General features: G+C 52.9%; 14 protein-coding genes. 3 read left to right on the forward strand and 11 right to left on the reverse strand.

What is annotated here, in order from left to right:
* Position 1: 1 nt before the first annotated feature.
* The 4 genes from KDW_RS33115 to drmD form a co-directional block, all read right to left on the reverse strand.
* Complete coding sequence (locus tag KDW_RS33115) at positions 2–1,222, reverse strand: type IIL restriction-modification enzyme MmeI (protein WP_151758281.1); 1,221 nt, start codon at positions 1,220–1,222, stop codon at positions 2–4.
* A gap of 98 nt (positions 1,223–1,320) precedes the next feature.
* Positions 1,321–2,829, reverse strand: a complete 1,509-nt coding sequence (locus KDW_RS33120) for an Eco57I restriction-modification methylase domain-containing protein (protein WP_198925457.1) — start codon at positions 2,827–2,829, stop codon at positions 1,321–1,323.
* On the reverse strand, positions 2,772–4,229 hold the full coding sequence (locus KDW_RS33125; RefSeq protein ID WP_198925459.1) for a type IIL restriction-modification enzyme MmeI: 1,458 nt from the start codon (positions 4,227–4,229) through the stop codon (positions 2,772–2,774). Before KDW_RS33125 ends, KDW_RS33120 begins: the two co-directional genes overlap by 58 nt.
* A gap of 93 nt (positions 4,230–4,322) precedes the next feature.
* Positions 4,323–7,517 (reverse strand): DISARM system SNF2-like helicase DrmD, encoded by a 3,195-nt coding sequence (gene drmD / locus KDW_RS23095; protein ID WP_151758282.1) that lies wholly within the window; start codon positions 7,515–7,517, stop codon positions 4,323–4,325.
* Between the two features lie 1,177 nt (positions 7,518–8,694).
* On the opposite strand from drmD, the gene KDW_RS23100 reads away from it, so the two are divergent.
* Positions 8,695–9,201 (forward strand): pyridoxamine 5'-phosphate oxidase family protein, encoded by a 507-nt coding sequence (locus KDW_RS23100; protein ID WP_233097855.1) that lies wholly within the window; start codon positions 8,695–8,697, stop codon positions 9,199–9,201.
* A 101-nt stretch (positions 9,202–9,302) separates the two neighbouring features.
* Here the strand turns inward: KDW_RS23100 and KDW_RS33130 are convergent, their stop codons facing one another.
* Together KDW_RS33130 and KDW_RS33135 are read right to left on the reverse strand one after the other, a co-directional pair.
* Entirely contained in the window at positions 9,303–9,476 is a 174-nt protein-coding gene (locus KDW_RS33130; RefSeq protein WP_198925461.1) for a hypothetical protein, read from the reverse strand.
* Positions 9,476–9,736, reverse strand: coding sequence for a PNPOx family protein (locus tag KDW_RS33135; RefSeq protein ID WP_198925463.1), 261 nt, complete (start codon positions 9,734–9,736; stop codon positions 9,476–9,478). Before KDW_RS33135 ends, KDW_RS33130 begins: the two co-directional genes overlap by 1 nt.
* 265 nt (positions 9,737–10,001) lie before the next feature.
* On the opposite strand from KDW_RS33135, the gene KDW_RS23110 reads away from it, so the two are divergent.
* Positions 10,002–10,769: an LLM class flavin-dependent oxidoreductase gene (locus KDW_RS23110; protein WP_151758284.1), complete on the forward strand. Its 768-nt coding sequence runs from the start codon at positions 10,002–10,004 to the stop codon at positions 10,767–10,769.
* Between the two features lie 569 nt (positions 10,770–11,338).
* Here the strand turns inward: KDW_RS23110 and KDW_RS23115 are convergent.
* Complete coding sequence (locus KDW_RS23115) at positions 11,339–11,572, reverse strand: hypothetical protein (protein WP_162005536.1); 234 nt, start codon at positions 11,570–11,572, stop codon at positions 11,339–11,341.
* A gap of 336 nt (positions 11,573–11,908) precedes the next feature.
* Entirely contained in the window at positions 11,909–13,135 is a 1,227-nt protein-coding gene (locus tag KDW_RS23120) for an MFS transporter (RefSeq protein ID WP_151758286.1), read from the reverse strand.
* Positions 13,136–13,686: 551 nt separating this feature from the next.
* Between KDW_RS23120 and KDW_RS23125 the strand changes: the two genes are divergently transcribed.
* The gene (locus KDW_RS23125; RefSeq protein ID WP_151758287.1) at positions 13,687–13,956 is read left to right on the forward strand and encodes a metal-sensitive transcriptional regulator; all 270 of its coding nucleotides are present in this window, start codon (positions 13,687–13,689) and stop codon (positions 13,954–13,956) included.
* 116 nt (positions 13,957–14,072) lie between these two features.
* Here KDW_RS23125 and KDW_RS35285 read toward each other — a convergent pair whose 3' ends face one another.
* The 3 genes from KDW_RS35285 to KDW_RS35295 are packed head-to-tail and all read right to left on the reverse strand — an operon-like array spanning position 14,073 to position 16,482.
* Positions 14,073–14,351 carry a hypothetical protein gene (locus KDW_RS35285; RefSeq protein WP_269822502.1) on the reverse strand — a complete coding sequence of 93 codons (279 nt, stop codon included), beginning with the start codon at positions 14,349–14,351 and terminating at the stop codon, positions 14,073–14,075.
* Positions 14,312–15,658: a heavy metal translocating P-type ATPase gene (locus tag KDW_RS35290; protein ID WP_269822503.1), complete on the reverse strand. Its 1,347-nt coding sequence runs from the start codon at positions 15,656–15,658 to the stop codon at positions 14,312–14,314. Before KDW_RS35290 ends, KDW_RS35285 begins: the two co-directional genes overlap by 40 nt.
* Positions 15,622–16,482 (reverse strand): cation transporter, encoded by an 861-nt coding sequence (locus KDW_RS35295; RefSeq protein ID WP_269822504.1) that lies wholly within the window; start codon positions 16,480–16,482, stop codon positions 15,622–15,624. Before KDW_RS35295 ends, KDW_RS35290 begins: the two co-directional genes overlap by 37 nt.
* Positions 16,483–16,589 lie beyond the last annotated feature (107 nt).

The following is a 16,589-nucleotide window of genomic DNA, read 5'->3' on the forward strand; positions in this document are numbered from 1 at the left end:
TCTAAAGATCGAACAATGTAGCCTGTCCAGGCTCGTCATCAGTAGTGCCGGCCGCCGAGCCCGGATGCTGCCCGTTGCCGCCATCCTTACCCGCCTGATTCTTTTTAGCGCGACCATGCTGGTTATCGGCATCCTTAGCCAGCAACTTCTTACCCTTAGCCGTGGGCTTGCCATTCTCATCCACCAGCCCGGCCGCCACCTCCTCCGCATGGCGCTGATGATTCAACAACAGCAAGCGATCCAACACCTCCTGCCGCGCCGCCTCACTGATCGTATAGCGCAAACCCTGCTTCGTCTCATGAAAGCCATGCTCCAACGCCAGATCATCCCACCCATACGCCTGCGCGACCGCCTCATCCATCTCCTTGTGTAGTTCCCGCAGCTTGATTATGTCTGGTGATTGCTCCTTGGGATTATGGAAGCGATTGTAAGTTTTTGTGAGACCCTCCTGGCGTGTTTGCATAATGGACTGGCGATGATTATAGTAGCTTTTTCCTTTCAATTCTAGATTTGTTGTATTATGAGGAAATGGATAAGTTTCAAAACAATCGCTTGGTGCATATACGGGGGTTAATCCCAACGTAGAACTGTTTGCTAAAACCCATTCAGTATGCAAACTCGTTTGTAATTGAATAAAATCTGTAAAAGAATTAAGCGCAAATACAATAACTTTTTGGTCGTACACCATTGTGTTTGGAACAAAGACAAAATTGTGATATTTACTTGTTTGAGCAACCACTAACACCTGTTTCATGTCAGAAATAGCATTTTCGAGCCCCTTCGCATAATCACCGTATATCCACCATTGTTCACGTCGGTTGAGACGTTTATTGTGATCTCTTTCGGGTTTAACTTTTTCCCTTACAATTTGGATACAAATTGGATAAGTTTGTGCTTTTTCTAAAGACCAATTTTGAAAATTAATAATCCACCTACTAGGATTTTGCTCAAAATGTGTATTTAAATCCTCCCCATTTAAAAACGGCTTAGTGACTTCTTTATATCTTGAATCCATCTTTAAAATGATTTCTGCTTCTTTTGTTTCAAGTACAAATCCTTTGCCATATATATTGTGTCCTTTAAATGATTTTTTCATATTTGCGTACAATGATTTTGGTTTAGTATATTTGCTGTTAGAAGCAGTGAGTTGAGGTGATATATGTTTTACTATTTTGCCGTTTAGCCAATAGATACCATTCCAGTCACCTTTTCTTACCCACACTTGTGAAACTTCGAGAGATGCATCTCCGGGCCATTTATAAGTAGGAGTAGCTCTATATATTGTGTTGTCAATTGTAAGTAACTGAGCTAAACCTACATCTAAAGTATCCCTTGGGCTATTGTATTTGTCGCTAACAATGAAAAGTGACCATGGCTAGTGATTAATGTCCCAGCTCTAAGAAAAAAGTAGGAACATAAATCTGCTTGACCGCCTCTTTTCCCCATAGCAATATAATTTACTAAATATTCTCTATATACGACTCCCAATGTATTGGTTATTTTTGCTCCACCCTGAAATGGTGGGTTGCCTACAATTGCAGAAAAGCCCATATTTCCTTTTTCATTGCCAAGAAATACTTCTGGAAATTCCAAGTACCAGTGAAATGGCCTACGATTTTTAAGCAACCCCTCTACTTCACTATGTATTCTCTTTAGTTCATTATTATTTGTGTCTCGGACTGTTAGGTTTTGGCTTTGGAACATCCCTTCACTAAAGGCTTGCATTAGCAGCATGTATTCATTACCAAGAGTGTCTTGGATATGTGCTTGTCTCTTTACGTCACTCAATGTGATGCCAATCAGTAAGTCTGCGCCGAGTTTGATCAATTCCATAGCTTGATCGGCTTCTTTAAGCATTTTTTCTTTGGTTTCGATGCCGCTGATATCGTGTTCGTGGAGCAGGCGGATCTGCCTGCGTAGTTGTGTCGCTCTAGGCACTGCGCTATCAGTTGCCCCTCGAATTCTGCTCATTTGGCTGATCTCGCCAGACTTGGCATCCATCGACCAGTTGGCTAGTTGTCTATCGCTGATTCCTAGTAGTGAATCGCCGCACCTCAAGGCATGGTCCAGGAAGGTGAAGGGTTGGCCTTTGGACATGGTGATCAGCCACATGGAGAGTTTGGCCATTTCGACGGCCATCGGGTTGATGTCGACGCCGTAGATGCAGCGTTCGCTGACCAGGCGGCGGGCGATAATCAGGCGCTCTTCGCGGTCGAGTGGGATAATCTCTTCGCTGGCTTCTCCGCTGGAGAGCTGACCGCTGGGCGTCTTCTGGGGGATGGCCTGCACCTTATTGATGTTGAGTTCGCGGTCGGTCTGTTCCCAGGCCTGGACGAGTTTCTCGGAGAGGTAGCGGCAGGCCTGGACCAGGAAGGCTCCGGAGCCCATGGCGATGTCGCAGACGGTCAGGCTGAGGATCTCTTCGGCTGTGCGCAATTGCCATTGCTCTTCGGGCCAGCCTTCGGCGGGTCCATGATAGACAAGGGGATCCAGGGCGTGCTGGACGATCGGCTCGGTCAGGCTTCTCGGGGTGTAGTGGGTGCCGGTCGAGCGGCGGTCGCTACCTTTGGTCATGTAGACGGAACCGGCGGTGATGATGGTGTAGTTCTGGAAGGTATCTTTGCGCAGCAGCCCGGCATAGGGTAGCACGCGCTGGAAGATTTCTTGCTGGTTATCGCAGGCCTCCATCAGGCGGCTGCGCTCCTGCTGCTTCTCAAACTGGACATCCAGGCCCTTTTTGAGCGCGGCCTCACTGCGGCCCGTGACTTCCTTCAGATAGTCAAGCAAGACCTTCTCACCTTTGCTGGCGCGTTGTTCCAGTTCTTCCAACGGCACTTCCGGCTCGGCCTTGTCGCTGCCCTGGAGTCCCAGGATGGTGGCCGGGGCGCGCTTGACCGTATGGTCCAGCAGTCCTCATAGACATGGCCAATCTGCTCGATATCCAGGCCACGGAACGAGAGGCGGCGCGGCTCGATAAAGCCTCCGACGCGGACCTGCAGGTATTGCAGGGCGTTGAGTAGATAGAGTACAGTGCGGTTATCGATGTGCAGCGGCTGCGCCGGCACCTTGCTCCACTGTGTGCCAGCGGCCCGCCCTTCCAGGAAGGGGAAGCGATCAGGATTAAACAGGCGACCACCATAGGCTGGCATGTGGAGATCCACATGGTCGAGACCACCATAGACAACGCGGAAGATCGCCAGCAGGCGGCTCCAGGCATCATAGCGCAGGCCCAGTACCTCTTCTCCGTGTTGATCAGCCTGCTCACGCAACTGCTGGTGCAGCGTCGAAGCGGCATAGTTGCGATCATAGATGGTATCTCCAAGCAGCAACAGGTTGCGTTCCTCGGCCGAGAGCAGGAAGACCAGGCGCATCATCACCGTCAGCGCTGCCTCATAGAGCTGGATCTCGGGAACATCCTTGAGCAGCTCGCGACCGCTATCCTTATCCAGGCGATCCAGTGTCTGCACCAGCACCTCGACGGCGCGGCGCACTTGATCACCCAGCTGCGTCGTCACCTCTTGCTGCTTGCTGGCACTCTCCGTCAGCAGCGCCTCCAGCGTCTTGTCGGCCTCCACATTAAAGAAGCGCTGCATGCACAGCAGGCTATGGAAGGCGCGCAGCGTCACCTTCTCCTCCAGCCACAGCGAGGCATACCAGGAGTAGTAGCCGGTCGTCTCACCAGCCGGCGCATCGATCAGCATCCAGTGCTCACCATTCGTAATCAGCCCGAGGCGCAGCCCATTTTTGCGCAGCAGCTCCATCATGCGCGTCTCCGGATAGGCCTTCCAGCTTTTGCCTGCTATCGGTTTCTGTAGATGCTGATTCTTCGGATACAACTGGATCAGCAGGCGTGGCTTCGGCTCATGAGGCGACTTGATCACCAGCGTCGGGCGAATCGTCTCATTAGTCTCCTTCGGCTCAAAGCTCAGCGAGGCCGGAATATCCTGACCCTCCAGGAGCGCGCTCGGCTGCATATCCAGTAGTTCTTCAAGCACAAAGCGCAGCCATTGATGATGGATAGCAGGATCAGGCCGCGAGCCTTCCTGATTATCGGCCCACTCCTCATAGGCCAGGCGCAGGCGGCGGCGCATCTCAGCCTCATCATCCTTTAAATCCAGGCCCTGCGGAAACGCATCCTGCAGGACAGGCAGGCTCAGGAAGGGGCCCGAGACCTCGATCAGGGAAAGCCAATCGGCATGTTGGCGGGTAACGGATTGTTGGGCGACCATCGTGTCAGAGTCCTTTCAAGGGTAAGTAGCCGGGCGGGATAGTCCAGCACGCATGCAGCGTGCGCTATCCCGGCCCCTGGCTACACTTCCTGCTTAACGTGCCAGATTGGAGGGCACCAGATAAGTTACAGCCACCGGAAAGATGCGAGGTTTGGGATCAGTAAAGCGCTTCTCGATGCGCTCAACCTCCTGCGCAATCTCGGTATCGATCTGTTCTAAGCGCGCCTCCAGCGAGGCGATGTCGCGGTTGATCTGCTGGCGCTCCTCATGCGAGAAGCCGGAGAGCGAGAGCTGTACCACCTCGGGCTGTTGCAGCTCTTTGATGATATTGTTCTTCAGCTCGGTCAGGATGGCAGTGATATCCTTCTGCTCTTTATCGGCGCGATCCGTCATCTTCTTCTGGAGACTTTTGCTGCGCTCACCCATGCGCTCTTCCAGCGCGCGAATCAAGGGCGGCCGCTGGACATCCCATTGCGCGGCCAGCCGCTGCTGCATCTCGGGCGCGACCTCATCAGTCTGGGCTGCATCCAGCGCCTTTTTCAGCTGGCCCTCATTCATCTGCACAAAGCGCCCCTGGCGTAGATAGCCACCGGCGGCGATCACCTCTTCATGTAGTCTCTGATTATCGCCACCCAGGATCAGCAGGCGGGCATGCGCAACCACGGCCGGAGAATCCATGGTCAGCGCGGGGACGGTGCGTGCCGTGACGCGGTGCAGCTTGCTCTGCTCGCCACTGGCCCAGACCTCGGCGCGCAGCAGGCGCAGCGACATCGTCACCAGGCGGTGATTCAGATGGGCCAGCACCACATCATCGCGTCCCTGGGCCAGATTATGATCAAAGACAATCGGCCGCTTAACATGGGTATGGGGATGCTCAAGTCCCTCCGTACACCTGGCCCAGCTACCCGTCAACTCAGGTACATCGAAGACCTGGATTGGTTTATGCTTGCCATGTGCATCCTTTAAGATCCTCGGTTGTAGCGGTGGCTGTTTGGCCAGCTCCAGTGCCGTCACCACTACCGCCTGGATATTCTCGGGTGTCAGTCCCAGCTCGCGCTTCCCCTCCTGCAACTGCTCATACAGCTGACGGATATGCGCCTCCAACCGCTCGCGCTGCTTGCGCTGGAACGCCAGCATGCGCCGCCCAGGAGCCCTGGACTCCGCTTTGACAGTATCCAGATTACGACGGCGGCCCAGCATGGCCTCCTCCACCTGAGTCGCGATCACCGGACCCACATTACCCAGATCCTCGCGGATATGCTCGATCTTATGCACCGCCTGCATCAAGAAATCCAGATCATCATCTAACTGCTGATGCTTCTCAACCGACATCGACTGTTGATTATAGCGGCTACTGACAAAGTGATAGATATTCACTTCAGCGGCGCGCTGTCCATGGCGATCCACGCGCCCATTGCGCTGCTCCAACCGATTCGGATTCCAGGGAATCTCATAGTGGATCAAGCGCGAACAATGATTCTGTAGATCGATACCTTCCGATGCAGCGTCCGTGGCCAGCAGGATGCGCACCGACGAATCAGCCGGATCGGCCTGGAACGACGCCTTGATCTCCTCGCGGGTCTTCGTATCCATACCACCATAGAGCATTTGCAGGCGGCGCTCCCCATCGGGTCCAGCCTCGGCAAAGCCCTCGCGTGCCAGCAGTGCAAACAACCAGTTCTGCGTCGCCCGATACTCGGTAAAAATAATCACCCGCTCCTGGCCCCACTTGCCATGCGGCTTCAGGATCCTGAACAGCCAATCGATCAACTCCTGAGCCTTACTATCGGGGCGGCCACGGGCATCGCTGGCCCAGGCGCGCAACCGCGTCAGCAGAGCCTGCTCCTGATCCGTAGGAGCATGGAAGAGCGGAGCCACCGCATCCAGCGCCTCCGTCGTCACCTCATCCAGATATTCATCATCATCACTCTCCTCCTGCAACTGCTCCACCCGGCTGCGCAGAATCCCCTCGCTCGGCCGCTTCGTCACCGCCGTATGGCGCTGCTTCTCGCCCAGCGACTGCTCATGCTTCTCCAGCGTCGTATAGAAAGCCTCAGGAGAAGAGAAGAGGCGCTTCTTCAGCAGCATCGTCACAAACTCAGACGCATAGCGCTCGACATTATCGCTGGCCTCTTTGATGCGCAGCGCACTATATTCCTGCAGCAACTGATGCGCCTCGCGCTCCTGCGGAGTATACGCCACCGGTAGCGGAGTAATCTGGCGTACGGCAAAGCGCGCCGAGCCATCCCAGCGCGTCGGCAACTCCGACTTCAAGCGCCGTACCATTACCGCATTCAACTGCTCATGATCCGGCTCCACGCCACGAGCGAAGCGCTGATTATCCAGCAGCTCCAGCAGAGCCGTAAAACTCTCGCGGTAGCCATTATGCGGAGTCGCCGAGAGAAACAACTTATGCTCAAAATGCGGAGCCAGCCGCCGCAGGGCCGCCGTGCGCTGTGAATCCATCGCATACTTACCCTGACCCGAAGGCGCGATATTGTGCGCCTCATCCAGGATCAACAGATCAAAGCGGCGCGGATAGCGCGGCTCACCCTCAGCAGGCAACGCCTCCGTAAAGAGCCGCAGTGGCCGCTCACGCTTCAAGAAATCGATCGACGTAATCAGGCGCGGAAAATGCTTCCAGGGATTCACATGCAAGCCCCGCTCACGGCGCAGCGAGCGCATCAACTCACTATCCACAATGCGGAACTCCAGGCCAAACTTATCGCGCATCTGATCGCGCCACTGCACCTGTAGAGCTGCCGGACACACAATCAAAATCTTACGTGCCCGATGGCGAATAATCAACTCCTGCGCCACCAGACCCGCCTCAATCGTCTTACCCAGACCAACATCATCCGCGATCAACAGATTCGCGCGCGGCATCTGAATCGCCCGCGCCACCGGATCCAGCTGATAATCCTCAAGATCGATACCACTCAAAAACGGAGCCTGGATCGCTTTTACATCCGCACTCGAAGCCGCGCCCCAGCGTACCGCATGCAAAAAGGTATCCAGACGCTCAGGCGTATCAAACTGTACCGGACGAGGCAAAGGAGTCTTATCAATTAACGTAGCCCCCGGCTCCACCTCCCAGATCACCTGGAGATCCTCGCCCAGACCATCATCCTCAACCGAAGAAAGCGTAACTAAATGCTGTTTATGGAGAGATTTAACAGAAGCATCATGTGTAGAAAGTGTACTGACAGGATTATCAACAACCACATAGCGACGTTGCCTGACATTGACCAGCTGACCAATTTCAGGTACAGAAGGGAAATAAGACAAGGACCAGCTCCTGACTAGTTCTACAAAAGAACATAGCAATACTAGATAGCATGCCCTCAATCGTGGATGCAAATTGAGCTCAAAGGGCGGCACTCACGATTGTTTTTTATAGCATAAAATCAAAAAAATATAGTAATAATAATCAAGATTGGTGGGTAACAACCGTATCAATAGCGCGGAATATGCCGATAAGCCGCAGATAAACGTGAGATATATATAAATACCGCCAGCTTGTCGGCCCCCACCACCAGCAAAAAAGACATCTCCCACTCCTCCCCCAAATCCCCCGAACCCTCTATAGACCTGTACAGTATTATACCCACCTTTTCACAAAAATACCAGAGTTTACTATAGATCCCTGCTAAATCCGTTATAGCTAGATTAAACTACCTATCCAGAATTCAACCCCAAACACAGCTAAAAAAGTAAATATAAAGCGACTGTATATATAATGAAACAACATGATATATCAACGAAATCCCCCCATATTCCCCGTACCGGCAGCACTCGTTGCTAATACGTTTCACGTAAGCCTTTTTCTGGACGAGATTGACGAAAGCATCTAAGCCGATCAGAGGCCCAGTGACTTCAAAGGATCAAGAAAAGCGAACAGGTAGGTTCGACCCTTTGGGTCGATTCGTGCCTGCATGATATCCGTGCTTGACCATGAGCAAGCCTCTTCACGCCTTGCTTCACCGCTTTTTCACTTGCGTGATCTTGCGGAGGTGAGGGGAGCGTGGAGGCAACCGAATCGACCCAAAGGGTCGAACCTACACGTTTTACCTCTCTTGATCCTTTGAGAAGGTGTTCCTTCACCGTCATGCTATCATTTCAGCCATTCAATCCTTAAGTGAAAAGTATTAGCACTCGTTGCTGCGACCACTCGACGTATGAGCATGTCCCTCCATGGGGTTGAGGTTAAATATTTTTGAGGTGACAAAAATACAAAAGCAGCGAATCGTACGTCGAGTGAGCGCTGGTCTTTCAAACAACGTTCCCAGGATCATCAATGTATGGCGGTTAATTTGAAGGTGATTCCTTTTGTTTTTTTAGCAGGCTTTGTCAGTTGAGTTACTGTGTATTAGCAATGGCAGATGAGCAAGAATGAAGAAGTTTTTTTGCGGGTTGTATGTTATGCTCTTTTCTATTGATTTGCTATGACGGAAAGGAGTTCCTGGTGCTAAACGAACCGGTTACAACCATTGATCAGCGTTTCAGTGATCCGGATGCTGCTGCCACGGATTGGGATGAGACGCGTCGCGTGCTTGAAACTGCCGAGATCTTCTGGCTCTCGACTGTCCGTACTGATGGTCGGCCCCACGCTTCTCCGCTGGTTGCTGTATGGCTTGATGATGCGCTCCATTTTGCTACCGGTGAGACCGAGCAGAAGGCCATGAACCTGCGTGAGAATCTACATGTGCTTCTGACGACTGGCTGTAATGACTGGAAGGAAGGACTCGATGTGGTAGTTGAGGGTGACGCCATACAGACCACCGACAATGCCGTGCTTGCACGCCTCGCGAAGGCATGGACGACAAAATGGGATGGGCGATGGCAATTCGAGGTGCGCGACGGTAGCTTTTATCACGAGGGCAGTTCCCCCGCCCTCGTGTTTTCAGTAAAGCCCACCAAAATCCTCGCCTTTGGCAAAGGCAAATTCAGCCATACCCGCCACCAGTTCTAATAGTTACTGAAGCTCTACCTGGCTTGCGAGATTAGCGTAAATTGGCCTTTTACATTTTGGTTCCCAGCGTGCTCACATCCCGAGCCAGGTTTTCGAGCTTTTTAATGGCCTCGAATTGACTGAGGTGAAATACGCAGGGCAATCGAATAGAGTTCCGCAAAGCGTTCCGGGCTTCCAAAAAGCCGCGTGATAAGCTCACGATATTTTTCTACGTAGACATGGTTCTGATCAGCAGGCAGATCAGTGGTACTTACCGATGCCTCACCAGTAATCACTATAATATCGCCTCCCATCCCGTTGCCATCAAAGTTGAGAGCAACCCGTGGATTCTGTTGTAAATGCCCAGGCGTTTGGCATGCGTCTGGCTGTAGACAAGCATAGTCGCAGTGGCGTCATCCCACAAAAACCAGACGGGTGCTGGCTGTGGCATACCTTTCGCATCAACTATCGTCATCCAGATCAAATGTTCCTCCTGTAACCGGCGAGCAACTCGTTCCCCAAACGGTGTCGATGGGTCTGGCAATTGAAATGTCATACTAACATCCTTTCATTCTATTCAATATTCGTGTCAGAGATAAACCTGATTCCTGTCTCTATCATACTGATAGGAAGTATACAGACCTGTCTCTATCATGTCAAGTGGGAAGGGCATCCAGGGCATTGTCAGATTTCTGGATGAGCGCAAGAAAGAACAATAATGATGTGCATGCGGATCCACGGGTCTGAATATGACAATAGATGTCATATTCAGGGTTGTATAGTCTGTTAAGGACTGTAAAACTGAATAGGGAGGTGCGCGCATGCGTATCGGGGTTAATCTGGGTCCAACGGGGAGTTGGGCGGATATACTGGCGGCGGCACAGGATGCGGATCGCCTGGGGTTTGAGGCGTTAAGCTTTTTGGATCATTTCCATACTGATAAACTTGAGTGGCCATATATCTCTGGCTGGGCTCTATATGGAGCACTGGCTATGAAGACCGAGCGCATCAAGCTGGTGCCGATGGTGATGGATCGCTTGAATTATCTGCCAGGCGTGCTGGCCAAAGAGACATCGGTCCTATCTATTTTGAGTGCCGGCCGCTTTGAACTGGGTATCGGAGCCGGAGATTATTTTCAGGAGGCGCGTGCCTGGGGCCTGGCGATTCCTGCTGCGCCGGCCAGGATCGCTGGCTTGAAGGAGACTATCCTGGCACTGCGCGAGATCTGGACGGGCCAGAAGGTAACGTTTACAGGTGAACATATCCAGCTGGTAGATGCCGCCTGTACGCCATCTCCTCTGGAGCCGATGCGTGTCGTAGTCGGTGCTGGCAGCTCGCGGCGACTGATCCAGAGCGCCGTTGAATATGCCGATGAACTAAATGTCTATGCGGATGACGAGCTACTGCGTTTTGCCAGCGAGCAGATCGCCGCCTCTGGGCGCAGCGTTACCCTGTCCGCCTACGTCTGGGACTGGCCCGAGAAGATCAGCCAGAAGCTACCTGCCTGGGAAGCCATCGGTGTAGCACGGACCTTCTTAACCGTCTGGGACTTCAAGCAACTGCCCGAGATCGCCAGACTAATGTCCTGATTGCCTGTAAAACTGATAATATCATTCAAGCTTTTCTGTAGAGTTGATTAGAGCAATTGAGTGATTCTGAGTCAGCTAATGGTTACATATCAGTAAAATACCCATTGGTTTAAAAAAAAGAAGTTTCCCTTTTTTATCGTCTGGCAATTGACAAAACACCCGTAACATGTTATACATTCTTGTGAAATAAGTAAGCAACTGTCCAGGCGCTTGTGAAAGCTCGGAAGACCGAGTACCGGATGAGTGATACGGCATACCGAAGGCAACATCGTGTATGTATGGTCCCCATCCGGTTTTCTTTTTCTCATCGACAATCCTGGATCATATTTCGCCGTATGTATGTATTTTTTCGCACTTATTGAGGCCGGTCGTCGAAGATCCAGAAATATTCAGAAATATTCAGACATACACATACTCCTGAAACAATCTATCTTAAAGGTACGCTGGAAATAAATGAAGCTTGCTTACCCATGCATACATATACAACCAATGTATCACGAATTTGAGAATATGAACCATGATTTTAAGGGACGGCCGTAAAACACGCAGCGTAGCGGCAGCCCTGGCGGCTAATACGTTTCGTTGAAGGAGAGAACCTCAACGGTATGGCGTGGCGTCGTGTACGTCGAGTGGGCGCCACACGCGGAGGCCGCACTGCTGCGTTTATGTGGAGCAACGCACTCGAAGCGTCCGCAGTGCTGTGGCGCCTCCACCGCAACGGATCCTGTTTCGCGTGCCTGCTCGCACAGCAATGTGATAAGAGCGCGCGTGGATCCTCTCCGTACCTTCTCGAAGAGGATCACGACACACGATCCGTGTCCCTGTAGGCGCCACAGGCATGCGCTGCTCGTTGAACACCTCGCTCCACCATCACGCCGCATGCCGGCCTCGCGTGTGGCGCCCTCTCGACGTATGATTCGCTGCTTTTCTCCACCATGTTTTTTATGGTCACAAAAGCGCTTCACCGAAACGTATTGGCCCTGGAGGCTGCGCCCGTCTCCCCGCGAGCGAAGCCAGCAAGCCCCCAGCTAGCACCTCTCGCTACGCCTCCCTCCACGACCATATGCCGCATGTTCGCGGGTGACGGTGTAGGAACGTTGACGAGTGAGAACCCATAGCGGCAGCCACCAGGACAGCCGTTACATGTTTGTGTGGCGGACGCGTTTGTTGAGGGTGGAGGCGATGGCGAGCATGATCAGCCAGCCTCCCAGAATGAGCGCGCTGCGTCTGGCTCCTACGTTTTGGATCAGCAGGCCTCCCAGGATGGCTCCCAGGGATTGCGCGCCACGGATCACCATCTGGACAGTACTGCTCATGCGACCACGCATGGTGTCCGGGGTGGTGGTCAGGCGGTAGGTGTCGAGCGCTATGTTGTAGATCGGGGCGACCAGTTCTTCGGCGGCGGCGATGATGCCCATAAAGATGGCGTTGGGTGCGACCGCGTAGAGCGGGAACATCAGGGCTTCGAGCCAGAGCATACTGATGGTGATCGCACCAAAGGAGAAGCGTTGCCGGACACGGTTGCTGGCGATATTGCCGATGATGGCTCCTACCGCTGCCGCCGTAAAGATAGCTCCGATGCCGCTCGGCGATGTATGGAGTTCTTTGGCCAGGATCAAGATTACGAGGTAGCCCGCACCATAGCGCAGGCTGTCAGCCCCGTTGATGATGGTCAGAAATCTGAGTAGCGGTTGTTTCCATAACCAGGCAAAGCCTTCAGCGATGGTCTGACGCAGCGGTAGACTCTCGCTTTTCTCGCTACTCTGGAAATTGCCACGAATGAAACTCAGCGAGAGTATCGACGCGCCAAAGGAGATCGCGTTGACCAGAAATGGAAAGACGCTGCCGATGGTATAGAGGGTGCCACCAAGCAAAGAGCCAAGCGTGCGCACACCGGAATATGCGGCCTGGGATTGCCCCAGGGCGTCTGGTAGTTGCTCGCTGGTGACAACATTAGGGAGCGCCGCGCTATTGGCCACGCTAAACATGGTACCCAGCGCACCGGCCAGCGTCACCACAAGATAGATTTGCAGCATACTCAGCACATGTAGCCAGTAGGCAAGCGGAATAGTCAGGATCAGTAGCATGCGGCCCGCATCGCAGGCCAGCATGATCCGTTTGCGATTCCAGCGGTCCGCCAGCACACCCGCCAGCGGGCTGACCACAATCACGGCGATGGTATTCAGGCTTACGGCAATACCCGCCTGGATGGCCGAGCCGGTGAAGGCCAGAATTAGCAGCGGCAGCGCAATAAATTGTTGTTGATCACCAATAAATGAAACAAGCTGACCACCCTGTAAGAGCAAGTAGTTGCGATTACGCCAGAGTGATGGCGAGCTATGATTTTTCTGTCTTTGTGACAACATCCTTGATAGACTCCATTCTCTCAATAGTTGTGCCGAGAAAACACAGAGAGTGTTTTTCAGTACACAAAAAGGCTATGGACAATGTTGATAGCTCGCCCGGTGGCCTGTCCATAACTGAGAAATGGACACAAAAAGGCCGTGGGCGAGAACATATTTTTTGTTCACCCACGGCCTGCTGGTCTGACGTCTGCTTAGCGTTTATGCCTGCTGCATATCAACGTCTTCTCCAAAAAGGGCATAGTATGGCCCTGGGCGACGCGAAACGCATCAACACATGCAAAACGGGAGCGGAAACACCATCCTCTGGTGTATCCCGCCATCGCGCTGGCCATATCCATTCCCTTTCTTTTTTTGCTCTTTATATCATTTTAAACGACTCGGAAACTAAAATACCATAACCCTTTTCTGAAGTCAACCTGCTTTCCTGGATTGCTGGCCGTGTAGAAGAAACATAGGTATGCTCATAGCGAGCACTATGGTAAAATAAACACAAGGTTTATAGCACTGAAATTATCTATCTACGTAGAGATAAAGGACCTCAGGAGAAAAGCATGCAAGCAGATAAATCGGATGCGCTGAAGCGGCTCAAGTATATTGAGGGCCATCTCAATGGGATCCGCAAAATGATTGAGGAAGATAAGTATTGCGTCGATATTTTGCGCCAGACCTATGCGGTGCGCAAAGCCATTGAAAAGCTGGAAGCGCTTCTGGTCAAAGGGCATTTGCAGACTTGCGTTCCTGATGGGATTAAAAATGGCGACACCGACAAGATTATTGAAGAACTGGTACAGCTATACAATCTTGCTGGCGGCAAAGAGTAAATAGCATAGTCTGGGAGCACGCCTCGCGCCAGCGGCGCTCGCAGGTTTTTTAGATTGTAGAGGAAACAAGGGGCAGGCGGTCGAGGCCACCTGCCCCTTGTTTCCTCTATCCATTTTTATCTTTGCGCCGAGCGTCCAAAGCGGCGCAGTCGTAATGAATTGCTGACGACCGTGACGGATGAGAGTGCCATGGCGGCCGCTGCAAAGATCGGTGCATTGTCCCGCAACCAGGGGATCAATGGTGAGAGGATCGCGGTCGGAATCAGGATGACGTTGTAGGCAAAAGCCCAGAAGAGATTTTGCTTGATGGTGCGCAAGGTGGCTCGTGAGAGCGCCAGCGCGGTGGCTACGCTCTTCAAATTGCCTTTGACCAGCGTGATATCGGCCGCTTCCATGGCGATATCGGTTCCGGTTCCATGGCGATGCCTGCATCAGCCTGAACCAGGGCCGGCGCATCATTAATACCATCACCGGCAAAGGCCACGACCAATCCCTGTTCCTGTAAACGCTTGACCTGATTGGTTTTGTCTTCAGGCAACACTTCCGCCAATACATGCTCGGCCGGGATCCCGACCTGGGCTGCAATGGCCTGTGCGGTACGCTGATTGTCACCTGTAATCATCCAGACGGCGAGCCCTTGCTGCTGCAAGTTCTCGATTGCTGCACGGGAATCCGCCTTCACGGTATCGGCGACGGCAATCAATCCAGCCGGATGACCATCGATGGCCACCAGCATCACCGTTTTTCCCTGCGCTTCTAATATCTCTAAACGCTCGTCGAGCATATTTATGGGGATGTGATTTTCACGCATCAAGATGCGTGTGCCAACCAGCACCTGGTGTCCTTCCACCTGCGCTTTCAGGCCACGGCCTACCAGTGCCGTGAAATCATCGGGAGTTGCACCCAGCGAAATTCCTCGGGACTTCGCCCCTGTGACGATCGCCGTCGCCAGCGGATGCTCTGATCCCTGTTCTGCCTCTGCGGTCAGGCGTAATAGCTCATCCTGGTCAATACCTGGCACTGCAAGCACATCGGTCAGTTCAGGTTTTCCTTTCGTGATGGTGCCAGTCTTGTCCAGCAAGACAGCGCTGACGGCTTGAATCCGTTCCAGGCTCTCGCCGCCTTTGATCAGGATACCCTGTTCCGCGCCCTTGCCTGTTCCGACCATGATAGCTGTAGGCGTCGCCAGACCAAGCGCGCAGGGACATGCGACCACCAGTACCGCGACCGCCGCTACAATCGCAATCATCCAGGGACTACTCATGGCGGCCGTACCCATGTTCATGTTGCCCATGGTACTCATATCCACGGACCCGGTAAAGCCCAGACTGCCCGCAATCGTCCAGCCGATAAAGGTCAGGAACGCAATCACCAGCACGATCGGGACAAAGATACTGGAGATTGTGTCTGCGAGGCGCTGGATAGGCGCTTTTGAGCCCTGGGCCTGCTCTACCATGCGAATAATATTCGCCAGCATGGTATCGGCCCCCACTTTAGTGGCTCGCATGCGCAGAAGACCACGCTGGTTAATGGTCGCGCCAATCAGTGGATCGCCCTCGCTCTTCTCAATCGGCATACTTTCACCCGTGATCATCGCCTCATCGATGGATGAGCGGCCCGTGAGCACCGTCCCATCGACCGGAATCTTCTCGCCCGGTCGCACAATCAACTCATCCCCAACCAGTACTTGCTCGATTGGCAAATCCAGTTCCTGGCCGGCCCGCACAACATGGGCGGTACGCGCCTGTAAGCCATCAACTTCTGGATGGCTTCGTTGGTCTGGCCCTTCGCTCGCGCCTCCAGATATTTCCCCAGGTAGATCAGCGTAATGATCAAGGCCGCAGTATCATAGAAGGTCGTGGCCCCGAGCACATCTGGAAAGAAGGTTGCCACCACGCTCATCAGATAGGCGGCCGTTGATCCGAGCGAGATCAAGGTATCCATGTTCGCACTCAGATGGCGAGCCGTTTTCAGCGCGGTCCGATGGAAATCCCAGCCCACAATGGCCCAGACTGGTGTGGTCAGGACAAGCAATAAGATATTCTCAGCGGCAAAGCGATTCATGAAGAACATGTTCAGGATCACTACGGGCAGCGAGAGCACGATGCCCAGGATCAGCAGGTTGCGCTTCCGAGTCAGTTCCGCCTGTCGGTGTGCGCTCTGGACCTGTGCAGGTGTTTGCTGCTCGCTGGCTGGCGTAGTAGTCGTAACAGGTGTGGGTTGTGGCTCTGCCTTTACAGCCTCTTGTTGAGGGATCGCTTTATAGCCGATAGCATCGACCTTCTGTACCATTTTGGACACATCTGTTTGGGTTGGATCATACGTGACCGTACCCTGTTCGGTCGCCAGATTCACGCTGGCATCCAGCACGCCCGGTAACTTCTTGAGTCCCTTCTCAATGCGCATCGAACAGGAGGCACACGTCATACCCTCCAGCATAAACCGGGCCTGTTCCTGATGTTTATCTGTATCGCCCGAAGGCGTATGTTCATTGCTTGCATGATTCTGACTCATCTCAATCGTCATATCATGATCCTCTCTTTGTAAAAAACCTTGTACCCATACCCCCGGGGGGGGATATGAATATCATAGATCCCTATTGAAATTTTGTCAAGATATGTTATACTTTTTTC

This window comes from Dictyobacter vulcani, from assembly GCF_008974265.1.
Taxonomy (GTDB): domain Bacteria; phylum Chloroflexota; class Ktedonobacteria; order Ktedonobacterales; family Ktedonobacteraceae; genus Dictyobacter; species Dictyobacter vulcani.